A 19236-nucleotide genomic window follows, 5' to 3' on the forward strand; every position below is an offset into this window, starting at 1 on the left:
GCGGCCACTCGCTCCGCTGCGTTCCCTCCCCCCTTGTGGGGGAGGGCTAGGGAGGGGGGTGGCTCCGGGAGAGATCGGAGTTTGTGGCTACCCCTCTCCCCACCCCTCCCCCACAAGGGGGGAGGGAGCCTGAAAAGCGTGCTCACCTCACTGCGAAGGACAGCGCCCGCCATCCCCTTACCCCTTCGCCATCGCGCGATAATCCAGCCTCCGGTGGAACCAGTATTGGTAGCCGCTGATGTTCTTCTGCATCGCGACGTTGACGAACGGCTGGTACAGCGGGATGCGCGGGATGTCGCTGTAGGCGAGGTCGACGAAGCCCTTCACGTCGGTGTCGTAGGTCGCGGTGTCGCCGGTCGCGGCGGCCGCGCGTGCGCCGTCGATCAGCTTGTCCATCTCCGCCGACTTGTAGCTCATGGTGTTGAAGACGGAATTATTGCCGTGATAGCACCAGTAGAAGAAGTATTCGGGGTAATCGAGCCAGCCCGAGAATACGTTGGTGAAGAGCGGCATTTCCTTCTTGTTCAATTCGGTGCGCCAGTTGGCGCCGGGCACCTTGTTGATGGTGGTCTTGATGCCGATCTGGGCCAGGCTCTCCTGCACCAGCACGCAGAGCGGCTCGTTGACGCCGGCGAAGTTGAGGTCGAACGAGATCGTGGTCTCGAAGCCGTTCGGGTAGCCGGCCTCGGCCAGCAGCGCCTTCGCCTTGTCCATGTCGGTGTTGTATTTGTGCGGCTGCGGCCAGGCGACTTCGGTTGGCTTGTCCTTGGGCGCGCCGAACATCGGGTTAGCCAGCCCGAACATCACCGCGTCCATGATCTTCTGATAGGGAATCGCGCAGGCGACCGCCTGACGTACCTTGGGATTGTCGAACGGCGGCTTGGTCACGTTCATGCCGATATACTGGATGCCGTTGGAGAACGGCAGCGACACCACGTTGAGCTTGCCGCTCGCCTTCATCTCCTGGAAATCCTTGAACGGCAGCTCATAGGAGATGTCGGCGTCGCCGCGCTCCAGCAGCGCGCGGCGATTGCCGGCCTGCGGCACCATGCGCCAGATCACGCGCTTGATCTTCGGCAGCGGGCCGCCGACCCAATCGTCGTTGCGCTCCATCACCACTTCGGTGCCGGCGGTCCACTTCGTCACCTTGTAGGCGCCGGAGCCCGCGGTCTGCTGCTTGGTGAATTCGAGTCCCCAGGGATCCTTCTCGCTGGCGTTCTTCTTCACCAGCTCGGAATTGATGATGCAGGGCACGATCACCGCGAGATCGGGGATCGTCAGCTTGTCCTTCTTCAGGAAGTCGACACGTACCGTGTAGTCGTCGATCACGACGAACTGCTCGGGTTTCGTGAGCGAGCCCGCGCTCATCTGGAAGGTGGGGAATCCGCCGACGCTGACGGCTCGGTCGAGCGACCACTTCACGTCCTTGGCGGTCACAGGCGCGCCGTCGTGGAATTTGGCGTTCTTCTTCAGCTTGAAGGTGACCGACCTGTCGTCGATCTTGAAGTCCTCGGCGAGTTCGCCCTTGAACTTGTCGCGGTCGTAATAGGGCACGCCGCCGGGGCCGGTCTTCATCTCGTGGCTGAGCAGGCGGTCGTAGCAATTCCAGGACACCTCATAGCCGGGCACGTTGGTGCCGACGCCGTGGATATCGAGATTGTTGGGGCCGCCTTCCGAGACGATCAGCAGCGTCTCCGAGCGCGCATCGGCCTTGGCCGACGAGATCACGGACGGCATGGCCGGAAGCGCCGCACCTGCGGCCAATCCGGAAACGGACTTGAGGAAATCGCGGCGCTTCATGGAATGGCTCCAACACAAAAGTTTTCTGGTTGGAACTGGATTCGCAAGGTTCGTGCCAAGGCTTAAGCAAGGATTAAACCAGCTAAGCCTATGAAATGTTTATAGGAAAAGGCTGCTATCCGGGCCGTCGATCAGAAGCCAAGCCGTCGGACATTGCATACAAACAGGTATATTTGCCTAAAAAATATGCTTCGAGAATACCAGCCTATTGCGTGAGCGCGTCTCGCCCCTAGGTGGCGCGGCTATCGATCGCGGCCCGTCACCCCGGCCAGATCAGTTCCTGAAGTTCGACCAGATCATCCGCCTGCTCCTGCCAGCCCTCGATGCAGATGTGGCTGTTGAGGTCGCTGGCGCGATGCAGCAGCATCAGGGCCATCAGCCGTCGCTTGAGCGCGAAGTCGAGCTTCGCATAGCCAAAGCCTTCGAGCAGGTTGCGCACCCTGCCCGGCCGGCCCGCTGCCATGAAGGCGCTAGGGCCGAGCAGATCGTAGTCCCGCCATCCCGCCAGCACGTCGCCGAAGTCGAACAGGCCGGCGAGAGACCATTGATCGTCGTGGCGGGCGAGCAGGAAGTTCTCCGGAATGTATTCGCCGATCAGGATCACCGGCGACGCATCCATCGGAATGAGCGCGGCCGCATCACGCAGGAGATCGTCGAGGCCGGCGAGGAATTTCGGCGCCAGGCCGAGACGCGTGTGCCGCGCCTTGCAGCCCTGCATCTGGGCCCGCATGAAGTCGTCCCAGCGCGGCTGGATCTGCGCGAGTGAGCCGAGCGGCGCGCGCTGCACGGCGGCGATGGTCTCGCCGATCTGTCGCAGCACGCGCTCCTTCTGCGCTTCCGGCAACGACGGCCAGACCTCCGAGCCGAGCGTGCCGGCAAGGCGCGTGATGATCAGATAAGGCCAGCCGTCGCGCTCGCCTTCCGCGACGATCTCGGGAATTGGCAAGTCAATGCGACCGGCAAGCTGGGCCAGCGAGCCGTGCTCGGAGACGAACTGCGCGCGGAGCAGCGGCGGGAAGATTTTCAGGATCAGGCGATCGCCGAGCCCGACCACGAGATTGGTGCCGGTGGCAAACACGTGCGGCGCGCTGGCATCGAGATCGTGGCTGCGGGCGATGTCGAGTGCGATCGGCAGCCATCGCGGAGGGTCGGCGCGAAAGGCGCGAAAGCTTGCCGCGTCGGCGAGGTGGGGGAGTGGCATCGACATCGTAACCTAACGGCTGTTGAGCTCGTCATGCCCGGGCTTGTCCCGGGCATCCACGTTCTTCGTGCTGCGGCCAAGGCGTGGATGGCCGGGACAAGCCCGGCCATGACGCTGTGGAACGGCCTTGCGCCTTAACGCCGAGCTACCATCCCTCCCCCTACCTATCCGGGCTGGCGCGCTCGAACTGGCGCAGGATCTTGTTGCCGCGTTCGACCGCAGCATCGAGCGCGGCTTGCGCGCTCTTGCGGCCGGCAAAGGCCTGCTCCAGCTCGTCCTCGATCGCGCCGCGGATCAGCACGAAGGAGCCGAGCCGGATGCCCTTTGAATTCTCCGTCGGCGGATGCAGCGTGATCTCTTCGAACGACATCGCCGAGCCCGGATTGCGCTCGTAAAAACCTTGCGCGCGCGTCAGCTCGAAGGCGGCGCGGGTGACAGGCAGATAGCCGGTGTTCTGGTGCCAGGCGGCCTGCACGCCGGGCTGCGACAGATAGGCGAAGAATCGTGCCACGCCTTTGTATTCCTCGCGCGGACGGTCGCGCAGCACCCACAGCGTGGCGCCACCGATGATCGAATTCTGCGGCGCACCCTTCACGTCGGGCCAATACGGCATCATGCCGTAGCCAATCTCGAACTTCGAATTCGCCTTGATGTCGGCGCGCGTCGCCGAGGAGCCGATGAAGATGCCGCATTCGCCGTTCTGGAAGCGCGGCTCGGCCGACTGGCCGCGGCCGCTATAGTCGAACACTTTCGTTTTCTGCCACTCGCTGAGCTCGGAGACGTGACGCACGAGAGACGGATTGTTGATGGTCAGCTCGGCATCCAACGCGGCAAAGCCGTTCGCCCGCGTTGCCAGCGGCAGATTGTGGAAGGCTGAAAAATTCTCGACATGGATCCAGGACGGCCAGGAGGTGGTGAAGCCGCACACCGCGCCGCGATCGCGCAGGCGTTTTGCAGCAGCGCCAAGCTCCGGCCAGGTCTTCGGCGGCGCCTCCGGATCGAGCCCTGCGTCGCGGAACATGGTCTTGTTGTAATAAAGAATCGGCGTCGACGAATTGAAAGGGAAGGACAAGAGATTGCCGGCCGCATCGGTGTAGTAGCCGGAGACCGCGGGAAGGTAGTCATTGAGCGAGAACGGCTCCTTCATGTCCCGCATCAGGCTGAACACGGGATAGATCGCGCCCTTGGCCGCGGTCATGGTGGCGGTGGCGACCTCGTTGACCTGGACGATCGCGGGCTGGCTGCGCGAGCGGAAGGCGAAGATCGCGGCCGTCACCGTCTCGGTGTAACTGCCCTTGTAAGTTGGCACCACGCGATAATCCGGCTGCGAGGCGTTGAAGTCGGAGGCGAGCTTTTCCAGTTGCCGGCCGAGTTCGCCGGACATGGCGTGCCACCACGCGATGTCGGTCGCGGCACGCACCGGCGCGGCCAAGGAGAGCGCCGCAAAGGCGGCGACGACCTGCAAAAGGCGCGATGCTGAAGTCACGATGGCTCTTTCCATGCCGCACCGACGAAAGCGGCTGCCCCTGCTTAAGGCGCGGCATTTGCGGTTTCAACCGGGAATGAGCCCCGGCCGCGCCGCACAATCACGTCGAGGCGCCCGGCGGGATGGCCTTCCCACGACCATCTGCTAGATTGCATTGAACCTTTTCCTCCCGCCATAGACTCCACCACTGAGGGGTTGAGTGTGCCAGTGTTGAACCGTGCCGAACGCACGCGGACCGGGGTGGTTTTCGTCGCGCTTTTGATCGCCCTCTGCGCGACGGGAGCTGCTGCGCGTGAGTTCCGCGCCGCCGACACCCAGACCGAGGATTATCCGACCGTGCAGGCGCTGCGCTACATGGGCGCCCTGATCGCCGAGCGCAGCGGCGGTCGGCACGAGGTCAAGGTCTTCCACTCCCGCCAACTCGGCGAGGAGAAGGAGACCATCGAGCAGACCCGGGTCGGTGCGATCGATCTCAACCGGACCAATGTGGCGCTGATCGGCAATTTCGTTCCGGCGATGAACGTGCTGGCGATGCCGTTCCTGTTCCGGTCCATCGAGCACATGCAGAAGGTGCTGGACGGGCCGATCGGCAGCGAGATCCTCGGCAGCTTCGAGCCCTACGGCTTCGTTGGCCTCGCCTTCTACGATTCCGGCGCGCGATCGATCTACAACGGCGCCCGCCCGGTCAGAAACGTCGCGGACCTCAAGGGATTGCGGATCCGGGTGCAGCAGTCGGAGTTGATGAGCCAGATGATCCGCGCGCTCGGCGCGGAGCCGGTCGAGATGCCCTATGGGCAGGTGCTTGCCGGGCTTGCCAACCACCTGATCGACGGCGCCGAGAACAACTGGCCATCCTACGTGACGACGGACCATTACAAACATGCCGGCTATCTCGCCCTCACCGAGCACACCATGAGCCCCGAAGTGCTGGTGATTTCGCTGAAGGCCTGGAAAAGCCTGTCGGCCGACGAGCAAACCATCTTCAGGGAAGCCGCACAGCGCTCCAGCCGCTTCATGCGCGAGAAATGGCGCGACCTGGAGGAGCAGTCGCAGCGCAAGGCGGAAGCAGCGGGCGTCACCATCGTCAGGGATATCGACCGCAAGCCGTTCGAAGACGCGATGGTCGCGATCTACGCCAAGGCCGGGCAGGATCCGGCCGCGGCCGCGCTGATCGAACGCATTCGCAAGGTGGAGTGAGGCCTCTTGCCCGGGCTTGGACACAGCGAGCATGCAGACAGGTCGCCCGGCCCGATGGGGCGGCTGCGCGCGCGGCTGGTCGGCGTGCTCCGGGGGGTGCCGATCCGTTGGCGCATCCTGTCGATCGCGGCGCTGAACTCCGCCGTGGTCATCGTGCTGGTCGGGCTGATCTGGAACGGCTCGCAGGTGCTCGGCTCGGCCTGGGACGACGTGCGCCAGGTGCGCGAATCCGACCGGATTCTGGCGCTGCTCGAAAGCGAGACCGGGCGGCTGCACAATCTGATCCACCGCTACATCAACCAGCCGAGCCCCGACCTGTTCGCCGAGATCCTGCTGCTGCGCGAGGCGGTGCTGGGGACGCTGACCAATCGCGCCGCCAAGGACCCGATGCTGTCGGGCTCGGTCGAGGAGCTGGAGCGCACCACCGACCGCTTCCTCAACGGCTTCGGCGAGCTGCGCGGCGTGCAGGCCACCATCGCGAAGACCTACGAGGATCAGGTGCAGGGACCGGCCAGGGACATGGCCGGCCTTTACTCCATCATCGAAGGCGCCACCGGCCATCGCGACGCGCTGATCTGGCCTTCGCTGGGCAAGTCGCGCGAGGCCTTCACCGCGATGCTGGTCGCGGCCAATTCCTACTATCTGTCGCTGTCATCGGGTGCGGCCGACGACGCCCGCCGCAACACCGAGACCATCGAGAAGACCATCCCCGTGATGATCGATCTCGCCGACAACGACCTCCAGCGCATGGCGCTGCGACGACTCGCCGCCCGGACCGCCGCGCTGCGCGAGGGTTTTGCAAAGCTCTCCGAGCAGCTCACGAACCGTACCGAGCTGCTGCGCAACACCATCGACGCCAACCAGGCCGAGGCGATCGGCGCCATCGACGATCTCTCCACCAAGATGCGCCAGCGCGAGCAAAAGGCGCAGGAGACGTTCGACCGCACGCTGGCGGACATTTCCCGTCGCGTTCTCTCCATCGCCGTGATCTTCCTCGGCATCATCCTCACCGCCGGCGTGCTGATCGCGCTGTCGATCCGGCTGCCGCTGCAGCAGATCATGGCGGCGATGCGCGCGATCACGCTCGGCGACCTCGGCCGCGAGGTGCAGGGCACGCGCGCGCGCGACGAGGTCGGAGCCATGGCGCGCGCGGTGGAAGTGTTCCGCGAGAACGCCATCGCGAAGCGCCAGACCGAGGACGAGCTGCGCGCGTCCAAGGAGAAGGCCGAAAGCGCGCTGCTCGAGCTCAACGCCGCGCAGCAGAATCTGATCGATGCCGAGAGGCTCGCAGCCCTCGGCGGCCTCGTCGCCGGCGTCGCGCACGAGGTCAACAACCCGATCGGCATCAGCCTCACCGTTGCGTCGAGCTTTGCCCGGCGCACCGAAATCTTCGAGGCCCAGCTCAAGGGCGACGGCGGCCTGCGCCGCTCGCAGCTGGAAGAATTCGTGCAGTCCTCGCGCGACGCCTCGCAGCAGCTCGTCGCCAATCTCCAGCGCGCCGGCGAGCTGATCCAGTCGTTCAAGCAGGTCGCGGTCGACCGCTCCCATGCCGAGCGGCGACAGTTCTCACTGAGCGAAGCCACCGAGCAGATCATCGCGAGCCTGCGGCCGGTGTTGAAGCGGTCGCCGATCACGCTCCATGTCGACATGCCCGAGGGGCTGCTGCTCGACGGCTATCCCGGCTCCTACGGCCAGATCCTGACCAATTTGTTCCTCAACGCCGCCAACCACGCCTTTGCCGACGGCCGCGCCGGCACGATCACGATCTCGGCGCGGCCGCGCGGGGCCGACGACGTCGAGATCATCTTCACCGATGACGGGGCCGGCATGACCTCCGACGTGCAGCGCCAGGCCTTTGACCCATTCTTTACCACCAGGCGCAATGAAGGTGGCACGGGACTCGGCCTCCATATCGTCTATAACCTCGTCACCCAGCAGCTCGGCGGTCGCATGATGCTGGAATCCAAGCTGGGACAAGGCACTACTTTTCGCATTATCATGCCCCGGGTCGCCAAGGGCGGCGGGCAAAGCACAGAGACTGACGGGACTTCTCAATGGCCGAACAGGACGATGTCCTCCACCTGATCGACGACACCGGTACCGCATCGGAGGATGTTGACGCCCGGAAATGGAAGATCGCCGTCATCGACGACGATCCGGCCGTGCATGACGGTACGCGTTTTGCGCTCTCGGACTATTCCCTCAACGGCCAGGGCCTGGAGATCCTCTCCGCCCATTCCGCGGCCGAAGGTCGCAAGCTGATGGCCGCGCACAACGACATCGCCGCCGTGCTGCTCGACGTCATCATGGAGACGGACGTCGCCGGCCTCGAGCTGGTCGAGTACATCCGCAACGAGCTCAAGAACGAGACCGTGCGCATCATCCTGCGCACCGGACAGCCCGGTCAAGCGCCTGAACGGCGCGTGATCGTGCAGTACGACATCAACGACTACAAAGCGAAGACCGAGCTCACCGCCGACAAGCTGTTCACCTCGCTGACCGCGGCGCTGCGCTCCTACCAGCAGCTCGAGCGCATGCTGCAGACAAGGCGCGGGCTCGAGATCATCATCGACGCGGCTTCGACGCTGTACGATTTCAAGTCGATGCAGCGGCTCGCCGAGGGCGTACTGACCCAGCTTGCCTCGCTGCTCAACGTCGATTGCGCCGGTATCCTGGTTTTGCGCGACAATGGCGGCATCGACCCCGAGCTCTCGGTGCTCGCCGGCAGCGGCTGCTACAGCCGCTTCATCGGCACCACCTCGTCGAAGGCGCTCGACCCCGATCTGCGCGCGATGGTGGAAGCCGCGTTCCAGGGCCGCAAGAACGAATTCGCCGACCACCGCAGCGTGATCTATTTGCGCACCGGAAGCGGCCGCGAGGTCGTGGTGCTGCTGCAGGCCGAGCGCGAGCTGTCCGAGACCGACCGCTCGCTGGTAGAGATCTTCTCCAGCCGGCTCTCGATCGCCTTCGACAACGTCATCCTCTACCAGCAGCTCCAGGCCGCCAACACCCAGCTGGAAGACCGCGTCGCCCAGCGCACCCGCGCGCTGATGCAGGCCAACCGCCGCCTCTCGGCGCAATGGCTGCGGCTGCAACGCGCCAACGGCTTCAAGAACGAAATCCTCGGTACCGTTGCCCACGATCTGAAGAATCCGCTCGGCGTCATCCTCGGCCGCACCGAGATGCTGAAGGAGTTGATCTCGACCGGCGCGTCGTCAGGCGGCGTCGTGGCCCAGGTCGATCACATCCGCGATGCGACCAAGCGCCTGACCACGATGGTCGATCATCTGATCTCGGATGCGATGGCCGATGCCTTCGACATCACCATCCGCCGCGAGCCCGTCGACGTCGCGGCCCTGGTCAAGGAGGTCGCCGAGGCCAACCAGCCGCTCGCCGTCAACAAGCAGCAGGCGATCAGCGTCACCGCGCCCGTCAACGTCGTCACCATGTGCGACACCGACCGCATTCGCGAGGCAATCGACAATCTGATCAGCAACGCCATCAAATACTCACCGATCGGCGGCAAGATCGGCGTCGTCGTCAGCCATGAGGGCGGCGACACCATCGTCCGCGTCAGCGACGAGGGCGCCGGCCTGTCGCCGGAGGATCTCGGCCGCCTGTTCGGCCGGTTCCAGCGGCTGTCGGCAAAACCGACCGCCGGCGAGAGCTCGACCGGGCTTGGGTTGTCCATCGTCAAGCGTATTATCGACATGCACGGCGGCGAGGTGACCGCCGAGAGCGAGGGCCCCGGCAAGGGCTCGACCTTCACCATCACCCTCCCCGCGACCGAAATTTCGTGATCTCAGGACCATGACCCAAAGCCAGCACATCATGATCGTCGACGACGAGGCCCCGGCCCGGGAGATGGTCGGCGATTACCTCAAGATGCACGGCTTCACCGTGACGCTGTGCGACGGCGGTAAGTCGTTGCGCACGGCGATCGACGGCAGCATGCCCGACCTCGTCGTGCTCGACCTCAACATGCCGGAGGAAGACGGGCTCTCGATCATCCGCGACCTCAAGAGCCGCATCAACGTGCCGGTGATCATGCTGACGGCGACGGCAAGCCCGATCGACCGCGTCGTCGGCCTCGAGCTCGGCGCCGACGATTACGTGGCCAAGCCGTGCGAGCTGCGTGAGCTGATGGCACGCATCCGCTCGGTGCTGCGCCGGAGCGCGCCGGCGAAAGCCGTGGCGGACGCGGCGGCTGCGAAATCGGACAAGGAGCAATTGGTACGGTTCGGGACCAAGTGGCTCGATCTCGAAGCGCAGGCCTTGCGCGACGACGAGGGCAACGAGCACCCGCTGACCGCATCCGAGTTCGGGCTCTTGAAAGTGTTCGCGGCCAATCCGAAGCGCGTGCTGTCGCGCGAGCGCCTGCTGGAATTGGCCAATGCCCGCGACGCCGAAGCCTTCGACCGCGCCGTCGACCTGCGCATCATGCGCATCCGCCGCAAGATCGAGCCCGATCCGGCAAAACCCGCCGTGATCCGCACCATCCGCGGCGGCGGCTATTTGTTCTCGCCGGCGGGTGAGAAGGCGTAGGGGCTCCATTGTCGTCCTGGCGAACGCCAGGACCCATTACCCCAGGCAGAGATTGTGGCGCGAGCTGGCAACCACACGTCTCCGCAAAACGTCTCCCTGGGGTAATGGGTCCTGCATCGGCGCTCGCTTTGCTCGCTTGTCCAGGACGACACGGGGAGTGCGAACGCAAAAGCCCGAAATACGTTCCCGGCGCCTCCGCTGGCGGCCTAATCCCCACCCCCGTATTTTCCGTACCTTGAAATTCCACGCTTTTTTGCCCCGAATGTTTCGTCGCGGCTAATTCGACGAAACAATTTGTCGGCGCACGAAACCATTTTCCGCTTTTCGTGCAGACGTCCCGAAACGTTGGCTCATTAACACTTTGGTCCAAGGAAACGCCGCTCGGTTGCGGCGCTACGGGGAGCCAAGTCAATGCCGAACGTCATCGCCATCAACGCCCAAGCCAGCCAGAGCATCATTGCCGCTCAGGCGACCTCGGACGACATGCTTCTCGAAAGCATTGCCGACGGCAACCGGACGTCCATGCACATCCTTTATTGCCGGCACAATGTGCGCGTCTACCGCTTCATCCTGCGGATCGTGCGCGACGCGACTACGGCGGAAGACCTGGTGAGCCAGGTGTTTCTGGACGTGTGGCGGACCGCCGGCCAATTCCAGGGCCGCTCGCAGGTTTCGACCTGGCTGCTCTCGATCGCCCGCTTCAAGGCGCTGACTGCGATGCGCCAGCGCCGCTTCGAGGACATCGACCAGGAAGACGTGCGCCAGATCGCCGATGGTTGCGACACGCCGGAGACCTCGCTCGACCGCAGCGACACCAGCGCCATCCTGCGCGCCTGCGTCCAGAAGCTGTCGCCCGCGCATCGCGAGATCATCACGCTGGTCTACTACCACGAGAAGTCGGTGGAGGAGGTCGGCCAGATCATCGGCATCCCGCAGAGCACGGTGAAGACCCGGATGTTCTACGCCCGCAAGCAACTGGCCGAATTGCTTAAGGGCTGTGGCGTCGAGCGCTTCGCCGCCTGAAATTCAGATATTTCAATGGGATAGGCCATTGGCTTTGGCCCTATCTCGGACACGGAAGTGTTACCGCCGACGAAACAATTGAAACAAAGCACAACATCAGGCGGAAAAACTTCCCTCCTATAAAGCTCACATACGGTTTCGTTAAACCTCCCAAGACCTCCAACGACCCGGACGGGATGCCCCCCTCCGGGTCGTTTTGTGTTTGGAGCAGACAGCTGCGGCAGCAGCACTCCCGTCACGAAGGCGTGACGCGGCGTAACGACTGCCTCGCTCATCCCGAACTGCCCTCGTGACCCTCTCCACGAGTGCCCCATGCTCGAACTTCTCTTCGCTGCCCTCGCCGGCATCCTCACCATCGCCGCGCCGTGCACGCTGCCGATGCTGCCGATCCTGCTCGGCGCCTCAATCGGCCGCAGCTCGCATCTTCGTCCGGCGATGATCGCGCTCGGCTTCGTCATCTCGTTCTCCGCGACCGCGCTGCTGCTCGGCGCCATCACGCGGCTGTTTAATTTCGATCCGAACGTGCTGCGCGAAGCGGCCTCGATCCTGCTGCTCGGCTTCGGCCTGTTGATGCTGTGGCCGGCACCGTTCGAATGGCTGTCGATCCGGCTCAACGGCTGGCTCGATCTCGGCAACTCCAGCGCCACGCAGCGCGAGGGCGCACTCGGCGGGCTCGTGCTCGGCACCACGCTCGGCCTGGTCTGGACGCCCTGTGCCGGCCCGGTGCTCGGCTCGATCCTGACGCTGGTCGCAACGACTGAGAAGGCGACCTGGGCCGGCACGCTGCTGATCGCCTACGCCATCGGCGCGGCGATTCCCATGCTGGCGATCGCCTATGGCGGGCAGGCCGCGACCACGCGCGTGCGCAGTCTCGCGCGCATTTCGCCACGGCTGCAGCAGGGCTTTGGCGTCGTCGTGATCGGCTTCGCGCTCGCCGCCTACTTCCAATACGACACGCTGATCGTGGCGTGGCTCACCGGCTTCTATCCCACCGGCCAGATCGGCCTGTGATCATCCCTCAGCTTCACCGGAGGATCTTTCCATGACTTTCAAACTGCTCGCCGTCTCCGCCGCACTGATCGGCATCGCCGTAACAGGCGCCGTCATCCCCGGCATCTGCGACGAGGCCGCGCGCGCTGTCCCTGTCGTCACCGCCGCCGCCAGCCAGGACACCGCGCCCGACTTCGCCGGCATCAACAACTGGTTCAACTCGAAGCCGCTTAATATCGCCGATCTCCGCGGCAAGGTCGTGCTGGTGGACTTCTGGACCTATGGCTGCGTCAACTGCGTCAACACGCTGCCGCACGTCACCGATCTCTATGCCAAGTACAAGGACAAGGGCCTCGTCGTGGTCGGCGTGCACACGCCGGAGTTCCCGTTCGAGCGCTCGGCCTCCAATGTGCAGGCGGCGCTGAAGCGCCACGGCATCACCTATCCGGTGGCGCAGGACAATGATTCCAGGACCTGGAACGCTTACCGCAACCGATATTGGCCGGCGCAGTACATCATCGACCAGAACGGCAAGATCGTATTCCAGCACGAGGGCGAAGGCCGTTATGACGAGATCGACCGCACCGTGGCAAAGCTGCTGAACGCCAATAGCTGACGCCCGGCACGGGTCGCGCCCTTGTTGCTTGACTCCACGGACCCGTCCGTGGAGTTTCGCGGGCCACGTAATCAGCCGCCCGCGATGGACGACGCCACCAACAGCACCGACATTCGCCTTCGCGAGGGCGCCTCGATTGCGCAGCGGCTGGTCATGTCCGGCTTTGCGGCTGCCGTTGCGCTGTGCTTCACGCCGGGCCTGTTCACACACGATCCCCTGGAGGTGATCATCTCCGTGGTCGCGCTGCTCGTTGGAGCAGCGTTCGTCGCTATCATCATGCTGGCGCCGGCGGTGGTGTGGATCATCACGCCGGACGAGATCTTGATCGGCGAGCAGCGCCCGTTCGGAAAACTGCGGACGCGGATCGTCGCCAAGGACGACATCAAGGGATTGCAGGTTCCCGGCAGCAAGAGGGCGAAAGCCCGCTTTCAGCTGGCCTTCACGCTGGCCTCCGGAGAACGCCTGACCTCGCCGCCGATCTCCGACGTCACCCATGTGCACGACACGGTGGCGCGGATCGCCGCGCAATTCGACGTCCCCGACGTCGAGTCTCCGGTCAATCCGCTCGATGCCAGCAATCCCGAGATGCGTCTCGGCGACCCCCTCGAGCCGTTCTCGAAGAGAGACATCAGGATCGTCGCACTGATCGTCGTCGCATTGTGCGCCGTTCCCTACGCCTACAGGCTCTGGCGTGGCCTGTCGCCCGGGTCGGTCGACATCGTGCTGCTGCCCGTCGGCGCGCTCGCCGCTTTTGGCGTTTCCCGTTATGCCAACCTTGTGACCGGCGCGTTCTGGATCATCCGCCAGGGCGATATCCGGATCGAACGCCTGTGGGGCGACGGCACGTTGCGCGCCGACCACATCGAAGGGCGCGACGTCAAGACGATCACGGTCGAGCGCCGCGGCCGCTCCGAGGACGAGCACTGCATCGTCGTGATCCGATTGCAGTCAGGACAACGGTTTCGCAGCCCTCGCATCGGTTCGAGGCCTGAGGCCCGGCCCGTGGGGACGGAGATCGTCCGGCGGCTCGGGATCGCGGCTGAGAATAACCAGATCTGACAGGCCGCGCGCGGTGAGGATGCTGCGACCACTGCTTTTCGCGCCATCCCCCGTTTGTGGCATTGCGCGCGGTCCGTCAAAAAACCAAAGCATTCTCGTGACATATGGTCTAAGGGTGCCTTGAACTTGCCATGAAGATGGCCCTGAGATTTGATGGTTCCAGATGATTTGGCTTTGGCCGCGGGGAGAGCTTGAAATGACGGATTTTCGTCGCCTGACCGGGGTGTTTGTGGCTGCGATCGGCCTGATCCTGTCCGCGCCCCACGCCTACGCCCAGCAGCCCGACCGCGGCGACGAGCCGGGCCTGGTCGCCGACGATGCCTATGAGCTCGATCCGGAATGGCAGAAGCAGGTCGTCTACTTCCGCACCACCGAAGCGCCCGGCACCCTCATCATCTCGACCGCCGAACGGCATCTCTATCTGGTGCAGCCTGGCGGTCGTGCGATCCGCTACGGCATCGGCGTCGGCCGCGACGGTTTTCAGTGGCAGGGTCTGGTGAACATCACCAACAAGAAGGAGTGGCCGGACTGGACGCCGCCGCCGGAGATGATCCAGCGCCAGCCTTATCTGCCGCGCTTCATGGCCGGCGGCCCCGGTAATCCGCTCGGTGCGCGCGCCATGTATCTGGGCACCACGGTCTACCGCATCCACGGCACCAACCGGCCCGACACGATCGGCACCAAGGTCTCCTCCGGCTGCTTCCGGCTCGTCAACCGCGACGTCGCCGATCTCTACGATCGCGTCCCTGTCGGCACCAAGGTCGTCATCCGGCAGAAGCCCGAACTCTGATCTCCTCGCATTAGCGAATATTCCTTTTCCCGATTTTTCGAGAGAGCAACATGATGCGCACTTTTCGTGGCGGCCTGCTGATCGGGCTCGCAGTCGCCGTGCTGGTCGCCGTCCTGGCCATCATCTATGAATTCTACGACACCCGCACGTTGAAGCGCACCGTCCGCCGCGGCGAAGTGCTGTGCGGCGTCAACAAGGGCCTGCCGGGCTTCTCGATCCCCGACGACAAGGGCAACTGGACCGGCTTCGACGTCGATTTCTGCCGCGCGGTGGCTTCCGCGATCTTCAACGACCCGAGCAAGGCGAAATTCGTCGCGCTCGATGCCAACGAGCGCTTCAAGGAATTGCAGAGCCGGAAAGTGGACATCCTCTCGCGCAACTCGACCTGGAGCATGGCGCGCGAGCTCGACTACGATCTCTATTTCCCCGCGGTCGCCTATTACGACGGCGCAGGCTTCATGCTGCCGCGCGCGCGCAACAAGGAGACCGCGCTGGACCTGACCGGGAGCAAGGTCTGCGTCCAGACCGGGACCACCACGGCGCTCAACGTCGCGGATTACTTCCGTGCCAACAACATGAAGTATGAAGAGGTGAAGTTCGACAAGCTGGACGACGTCGTGAAAGCCTACGACACCGGCAAATGCGACACGCTCTCCGCCGACGTCTCCCAGCTCTACGCGCTGCGGCTGAACCTGTCGAAGCCCGGCGACAGCATGATCCTGCCGGACATGATCTCCAAGGAGCCGCTCGCCCCCGTCGTGCGCCAGCGCGACGACGACTGGATGATGATCGTGAAGTGGACGCTGTACGCGATGATCAACGCCGAGGAGCTCGGCGTCTCCTCGGAGAACATCGACGAGGCCCTGAAGTCGAAGAAGCCGGAAGTGATGCGGCTGGTCGGCACCGAGGGCAATTACGGCGAGCAGCTCGGCCTGACCAAGGATTGGGTGGTCCGCATCATCCGCCACGTCGGCAATTACGGCGAGATGTACGAGCGCAACATCGGCGAGAAGTCGAAGCTGAAGATCCCGCGCGGCATGAACCAGCTGTGGAATGCGGGCGGCGTGCAGTACGCGCCGCCGGTGCGGTAAGAGGTCTTTGTCGTCCCGGCCTAGTGCGCAATTGCGCACGGGGGGCCGGGACCCATAACCACCATCGGAAATTGTAGCGGCAGCTAGCAACTCCGAGTCTTTCTCAAACTGCTCCCTGGGGTTATGGGTCCCGGCCTTCGCCGGGACGACACCTCTATTCGAGGCGCAGCTGTGCCCATTGGTACCCTCGCCTCAATACCCCCGCGCCCTTGCCAGCTGCTCGGTGTGGTAATTGGCGTCGCCGAACAATTCCTCGCACACGCGCGCGCGCTTCATAAAGAAGCCGATGTCGAACTGGTCGGTCATGCCCATGCCGCCATGCATCTGCACGCCTTCCTGCACCGCGCGCGTGGCGGTGGTGCCGGCGCGGGCTTTCGCCACTGCGACGGCTGACGCCGCCTTGGCGACGTCCGTATCGAGCGCTTGCAGCGCCTTCATCACGGCGGCGCGGGTGATCTCGATATCGACATAGAGTTCGGCGGCGCGGTGCTGCAGCGCCTGGAATTCGCCGATCAGCTTGCCGAACTGCTTGCGGCTCTTCAGGTACTCGACGGTACGGTTGAACACCTCTTCGCTCAGACCCACCATTTCGGAGGCCACTGCGCCCCGCCCGATATCGAGCACGCCGTGGAGCAAGCCGGCTCCCTGGTCGACTTCGCCGAGCACGCCGTCGGCATCGACCTCGACATTGGCAAGCTCGATCCGCGCCGCATTGTGCGCGTCGACCATGATGGTGCGCTCGATCGCAACGCCCTTGGCCTTGGGGTTGACCAGGAACAGCGTCAGCCCCTCGCGCTCGCCGGCTGAGCCGGCCGTACGCGCAGCGACGATGAGGAGATCGGCAACGTGACCGTCGACCACCAGCGCCTTGGCGCCGGAGAGTTTGAAGCCGTTGCCGGCGCGCACGGCCTGGAGGCTGGTCTGAAGCGGGCGGTGTTTTGCGCCCTCGTCGATCGCGAGCGTCGCGAGCAGGGAGCCGTTGGAAATCTTCGGCAGATACTCCGACTTCTGCGCGGCATTGCCGCCACGGTTCAGTGCCGAGGCCGCGACCACGCTGGTTGCGAGGAAGGGCGAGGGCATCAGCGTGCGGCCGATCTCCTCCATCACCACCCCGGCCTCGACATAGCCGAGGCCGCTGCCGCCGAACTCTTCCGGCACCAGCAAGCCGGCAAAACCCATCTCGGCGAAGGAATGCCAAAACTCCCTGGAGAAGCCGATGGGGTCTTTGCTATCGCGCAGATGCCGCAAATGCGACACCGGCGCCTTGTCGCTGATCAGCCCGCGCGCGCTGTCGCGGAGCATCGATTGTTCTTCGGTGAGGACGAGGGCCATGTGCAATGTCTCTAACGTCTGGCGGAATGCATGTCTGTTGTTGTCATTCCGGGGCACGCGAAGCGTGAACCCGGAATTTCGAGGTTCTCAGGTGCGCAACCGCGCACCTTAGTTCGGTCCTGCGGACCGCCCCGGAACGACGCTGGGGTTACGCCCCCGGCAAATCGAGGATGCGCTTGGCGACGATGCCGAGCATGACCTCGGTGGTGCCGCCCTCGATCGAGTTGGCCTTGGTCCGCAGCCAGGCGCGCGGACGCGCTCCTTGTTTCGAACGCTCGCTCTCCCATTCCAGCGCATCGACGCCGCCGGCCGACATCAGGATCTCGTAACGGCGCTTGTTGAGCTCGGTCCCGTAATATTTCATCGCCGACGAGAACGCCGGATGGGCCTGACCGGCCTTGGCGAGATCGACCGCGCGCTCGGCGCAGGCGCCAAGGGCCGCTTCGTCGACGTCGAAGCTGGCGATGCGGCCACGCAGCATGGAATCGTCGAGCCGTCCCTGCGCATCGGTGCCGACGGAATCGGCCGCAATCTGGCCCAGCGGACGGCCGACGCCGCGCTCGCCCATGCCTGATATCATCGCGCGCTCATGCTGGAGCAGATATTTTGCGACGTCCCAGCCGCGATTGACGGTGCCGACCACATGCGATTTCGGCACGCGGACATTGTCGAAGAAAGTCTCGCAGAACGGCGAGTAGCCGGAGATCAGGAGGATCGGTTTGGTCGTCACGCCCTTCGAGGTCATGTCGAACAGGATGAAGCTGATGCCGTCATGCTTCTTCGCGGCGGCATCGGTGCGAACGAGGCAGAAGATCCAGTCGGCGTAGTTGGCATAGGAGGTCCAGATCTTCGACCCCGTAATGATGAAATCATCGCCGTCGCTCTCGGCGCGGGTCTGCAGCGAGGCGAGATCGGAGCCGGCGTTCGGCTCGGAATAGCCCTGACACCAGCGGATCAGGCCCGCGGCGATCTTTGGCAGATGCTCCTTCTTCTGGGCATCGTTGCCGTATTTCAGCAGCGCCGGCCCGAGCATCCAGATCCCGAAGCTCGACAGCGGGGGCCGCGCGCCGATCCTGGCCATCTCCGCGCGCAGCACCTTGTGCTCCGCGGCGCTTAAGCCCCCACCGCCATATTCCTTCGGCCAGTCCGGTACGGTCCAGCCCTTGTCGCGCATGCGTTCGAACCAGATGCGTTGCGGCTCGGACGAAAATTTTGCGTTACGTCCACCCCAGAACACGTCGGCGTCGGACGTCGCGGGCTTGCGCATTTCCGGCGGGCAATTGGCTTCCAACCAGGCGCGCGTTTCGCTGCGGAATGTTTCGAGATCGGCGGTCTCAGTCTCGCTGGCCCTGGAGTCAGTCATAGGTCGTTTCCATCAATCTATGTCGGTTTGTTGGGCGCGACTCTGGGCCAAGCTCCCGCGGAATTCAACCACTTCCGTGTCACGCATCCGCTATAGTCGCCGCCACGGCGAGCTTGAAAACAAAGAGGAAACAACAATGCGCCTGAAGCTTCTTTCGCCTGGCGAAATGAACGAGAGCCAGCGGCAGACCTATGACGAGTCGATTGCCGGCAAGCGCGGCAGGCCGCCGGCACCGATGATGGCCTGGCTCAACAGCCCCGACATGGCCCGTCACGCCACGCGGCTCGGCGAGGTCCTGCGTTACGATACGATATTTCCCGCGAAACTTTCGGAGATCGCGATCCTGGTGACGGCGCGGCACTGGACCGCCCATTACGAATGGTACGCGCACAAGCGGCTGGCGCTTGCGGGCGGCATGGACCCTGACATCATCGACGCGATCCGCGACCGCCGCACGCCCGTCTTCGACGATCCCAGGGCTAAGATGATCTACGACGTCGCAAAATCGCTGCATGAGGGCCACGGCGTCGAGAAGGGCCTCTATGACGAGGCGGTGAAGCTGCTCGGCGAGCGCGGCGTGGTCGAGGTGATTGGTCTCTGCGGCTATTACACGCTGGTGTCGATGACGCTGAACACGTTTGAGTTCGAGCTGCCGGAGGGCGAGGTGCGGGAGCTGTCGTAAGTTGCCTATCCGGAAACGCTGGGTTTCGGGATCGGCCGGTAGCACTGTCCCGAGGCCGGAC

General features: G+C 64.2%; 16 protein-coding genes. 11 read left to right on the top strand and 5 right to left on the bottom strand.

What is annotated here, in order from left to right:
• Positions 1 to 177 precede the first annotated feature (177 nt).
• The 3 genes from IVB42_RS07065 to ugpB all read right to left on the bottom strand — a co-directional run bounded on the left by IVB42_RS07065 (position 178) and on the right by ugpB (position 4502).
• Positions 178 to 1800 carry an ABC transporter substrate-binding protein gene (locus IVB42_RS07065; RefSeq protein WP_018456012.1) on the bottom strand — a complete coding sequence of 541 codons (1623 nt, stop codon included), beginning with the start codon at positions 1798 to 1800 and terminating at the stop codon, positions 178 to 180.
• A 259-nt stretch (positions 1801 to 2059) separates the two neighbouring features.
• Complete coding sequence (locus IVB42_RS07070; RefSeq protein WP_247338302.1) at positions 2060 to 3007, bottom strand: aminoglycoside 3'-phosphotransferase/choline kinase family protein; 948 nt, start codon at positions 3005 to 3007, stop codon at positions 2060 to 2062.
• 154 nt (positions 3008 to 3161) lie between these two features.
• Positions 3162 to 4502 (bottom strand): sn-glycerol-3-phosphate ABC transporter substrate-binding protein UgpB, encoded by a 1341-nt coding sequence (gene ugpB / locus IVB42_RS07075; protein WP_026233069.1) that lies wholly within the window; start codon positions 4500 to 4502, stop codon positions 3162 to 3164.
• 186 nt (positions 4503 to 4688) lie between these two features.
• Here ugpB and IVB42_RS07080 point away from each other — a divergent pair, with 186 nt between their 5' ends.
• The 10 genes from IVB42_RS07080 to IVB42_RS07125 all read left to right on the top strand — a co-directional run bounded on the left by IVB42_RS07080 (position 4689) and on the right by IVB42_RS07125 (position 15798).
• Positions 4689 to 5684 (top strand): TRAP transporter substrate-binding protein, encoded by a 996-nt coding sequence (locus IVB42_RS07080; protein WP_026233068.1) that lies wholly within the window; start codon positions 4689 to 4691, stop codon positions 5682 to 5684.
• Between the two features lie 54 nt (positions 5685 to 5738).
• Positions 5739 to 7769 carry an ATP-binding protein gene (locus tag IVB42_RS07085; RefSeq protein WP_247398959.1) on the top strand — a complete coding sequence of 677 codons (2031 nt, stop codon included), beginning with the start codon at positions 5739 to 5741 and terminating at the stop codon, positions 7767 to 7769.
• Positions 7739 to 9484 (top strand): DUF3369 domain-containing protein, encoded by a 1746-nt coding sequence (locus IVB42_RS07090; protein WP_018456007.1) that lies wholly within the window; start codon positions 7739 to 7741, stop codon positions 9482 to 9484. Before IVB42_RS07085 ends, IVB42_RS07090 begins: the two co-directional genes overlap by 31 nt.
• Before the next feature lie 10 nt (positions 9485 to 9494).
• Entirely contained in the window at positions 9495 to 10229 is a 735-nt protein-coding gene (locus IVB42_RS07095) for a response regulator (protein WP_018456006.1), read from the top strand.
• A 411-nt stretch (positions 10230 to 10640) separates the two neighbouring features.
• Positions 10641 to 11252, top strand: coding sequence for a sigma-70 family RNA polymerase sigma factor (locus IVB42_RS07100; RefSeq protein WP_018456005.1), 612 nt, complete (start codon positions 10641 to 10643; stop codon positions 11250 to 11252).
• A gap of 312 nt (positions 11253 to 11564) precedes the next feature.
• Positions 11565 to 12263, top strand: a complete 699-nt coding sequence (locus IVB42_RS07105; protein WP_018456004.1) for a cytochrome c biogenesis CcdA family protein — start codon at positions 11565 to 11567, stop codon at positions 12261 to 12263.
• Between the two features lie 31 nt (positions 12264 to 12294).
• Positions 12295 to 12858 (top strand): thioredoxin family protein, encoded by a 564-nt coding sequence (locus IVB42_RS07110; protein ID WP_018456003.1) that lies wholly within the window; start codon positions 12295 to 12297, stop codon positions 12856 to 12858.
• 84 nt (positions 12859 to 12942) lie between these two features.
• Positions 12943 to 13917, top strand: coding sequence for a hypothetical protein (locus IVB42_RS07115; protein WP_247398930.1), 975 nt, complete (start codon positions 12943 to 12945; stop codon positions 13915 to 13917).
• Positions 13918 to 14113: 196 nt separating this feature from the next.
• Positions 14114 to 14707 (top strand): L,D-transpeptidase, encoded by a 594-nt coding sequence (locus tag IVB42_RS07120; RefSeq protein WP_018456001.1) that lies wholly within the window; start codon positions 14114 to 14116, stop codon positions 14705 to 14707.
• 53 nt (positions 14708 to 14760) lie between these two features.
• Positions 14761 to 15798 carry an amino acid ABC transporter substrate-binding protein gene (locus tag IVB42_RS07125; RefSeq protein ID WP_026233067.1) on the top strand — a complete coding sequence of 346 codons (1038 nt, stop codon included), beginning with the start codon at positions 14761 to 14763 and terminating at the stop codon, positions 15796 to 15798.
• 192 nt (positions 15799 to 15990) lie between these two features.
• Here the strand turns inward: IVB42_RS07125 and IVB42_RS07130 are convergent, their stop codons facing one another.
• Both IVB42_RS07130 and IVB42_RS07135 read right to left on the bottom strand, forming a co-directional pair.
• A complete protein-coding gene (locus tag IVB42_RS07130; RefSeq protein ID WP_247398927.1) occupies positions 15991 to 17130 on the bottom strand; it encodes an acyl-CoA dehydrogenase family protein in 1140 nt (379 codons plus the stop codon).
• 148 nt (positions 17131 to 17278) lie between these two features.
• Complete coding sequence (locus IVB42_RS07135; RefSeq protein WP_085349645.1) at positions 17279 to 18493, bottom strand: acyl-CoA dehydrogenase family protein; 1215 nt, start codon at positions 18491 to 18493, stop codon at positions 17279 to 17281.
• A 136-nt stretch (positions 18494 to 18629) separates the two neighbouring features.
• Between IVB42_RS07135 and IVB42_RS07140 the strand changes: the two genes are divergently transcribed.
• The gene (locus IVB42_RS07140) at positions 18630 to 19175 is read left to right on the top strand and encodes a carboxymuconolactone decarboxylase family protein (RefSeq protein WP_018455997.1); all 546 of its coding nucleotides are present in this window, start codon (positions 18630 to 18632) and stop codon (positions 19173 to 19175) included.
• Positions 19176 to 19236: the final 61 nt, after the last annotated feature.

The organism is Bradyrhizobium sp. 45, assembly GCF_023073155.1.
In the GTDB taxonomy this organism is placed as follows: Bacteria; Pseudomonadota; Alphaproteobacteria; order Rhizobiales; family Xanthobacteraceae; genus Bradyrhizobium; species Bradyrhizobium canariense_D.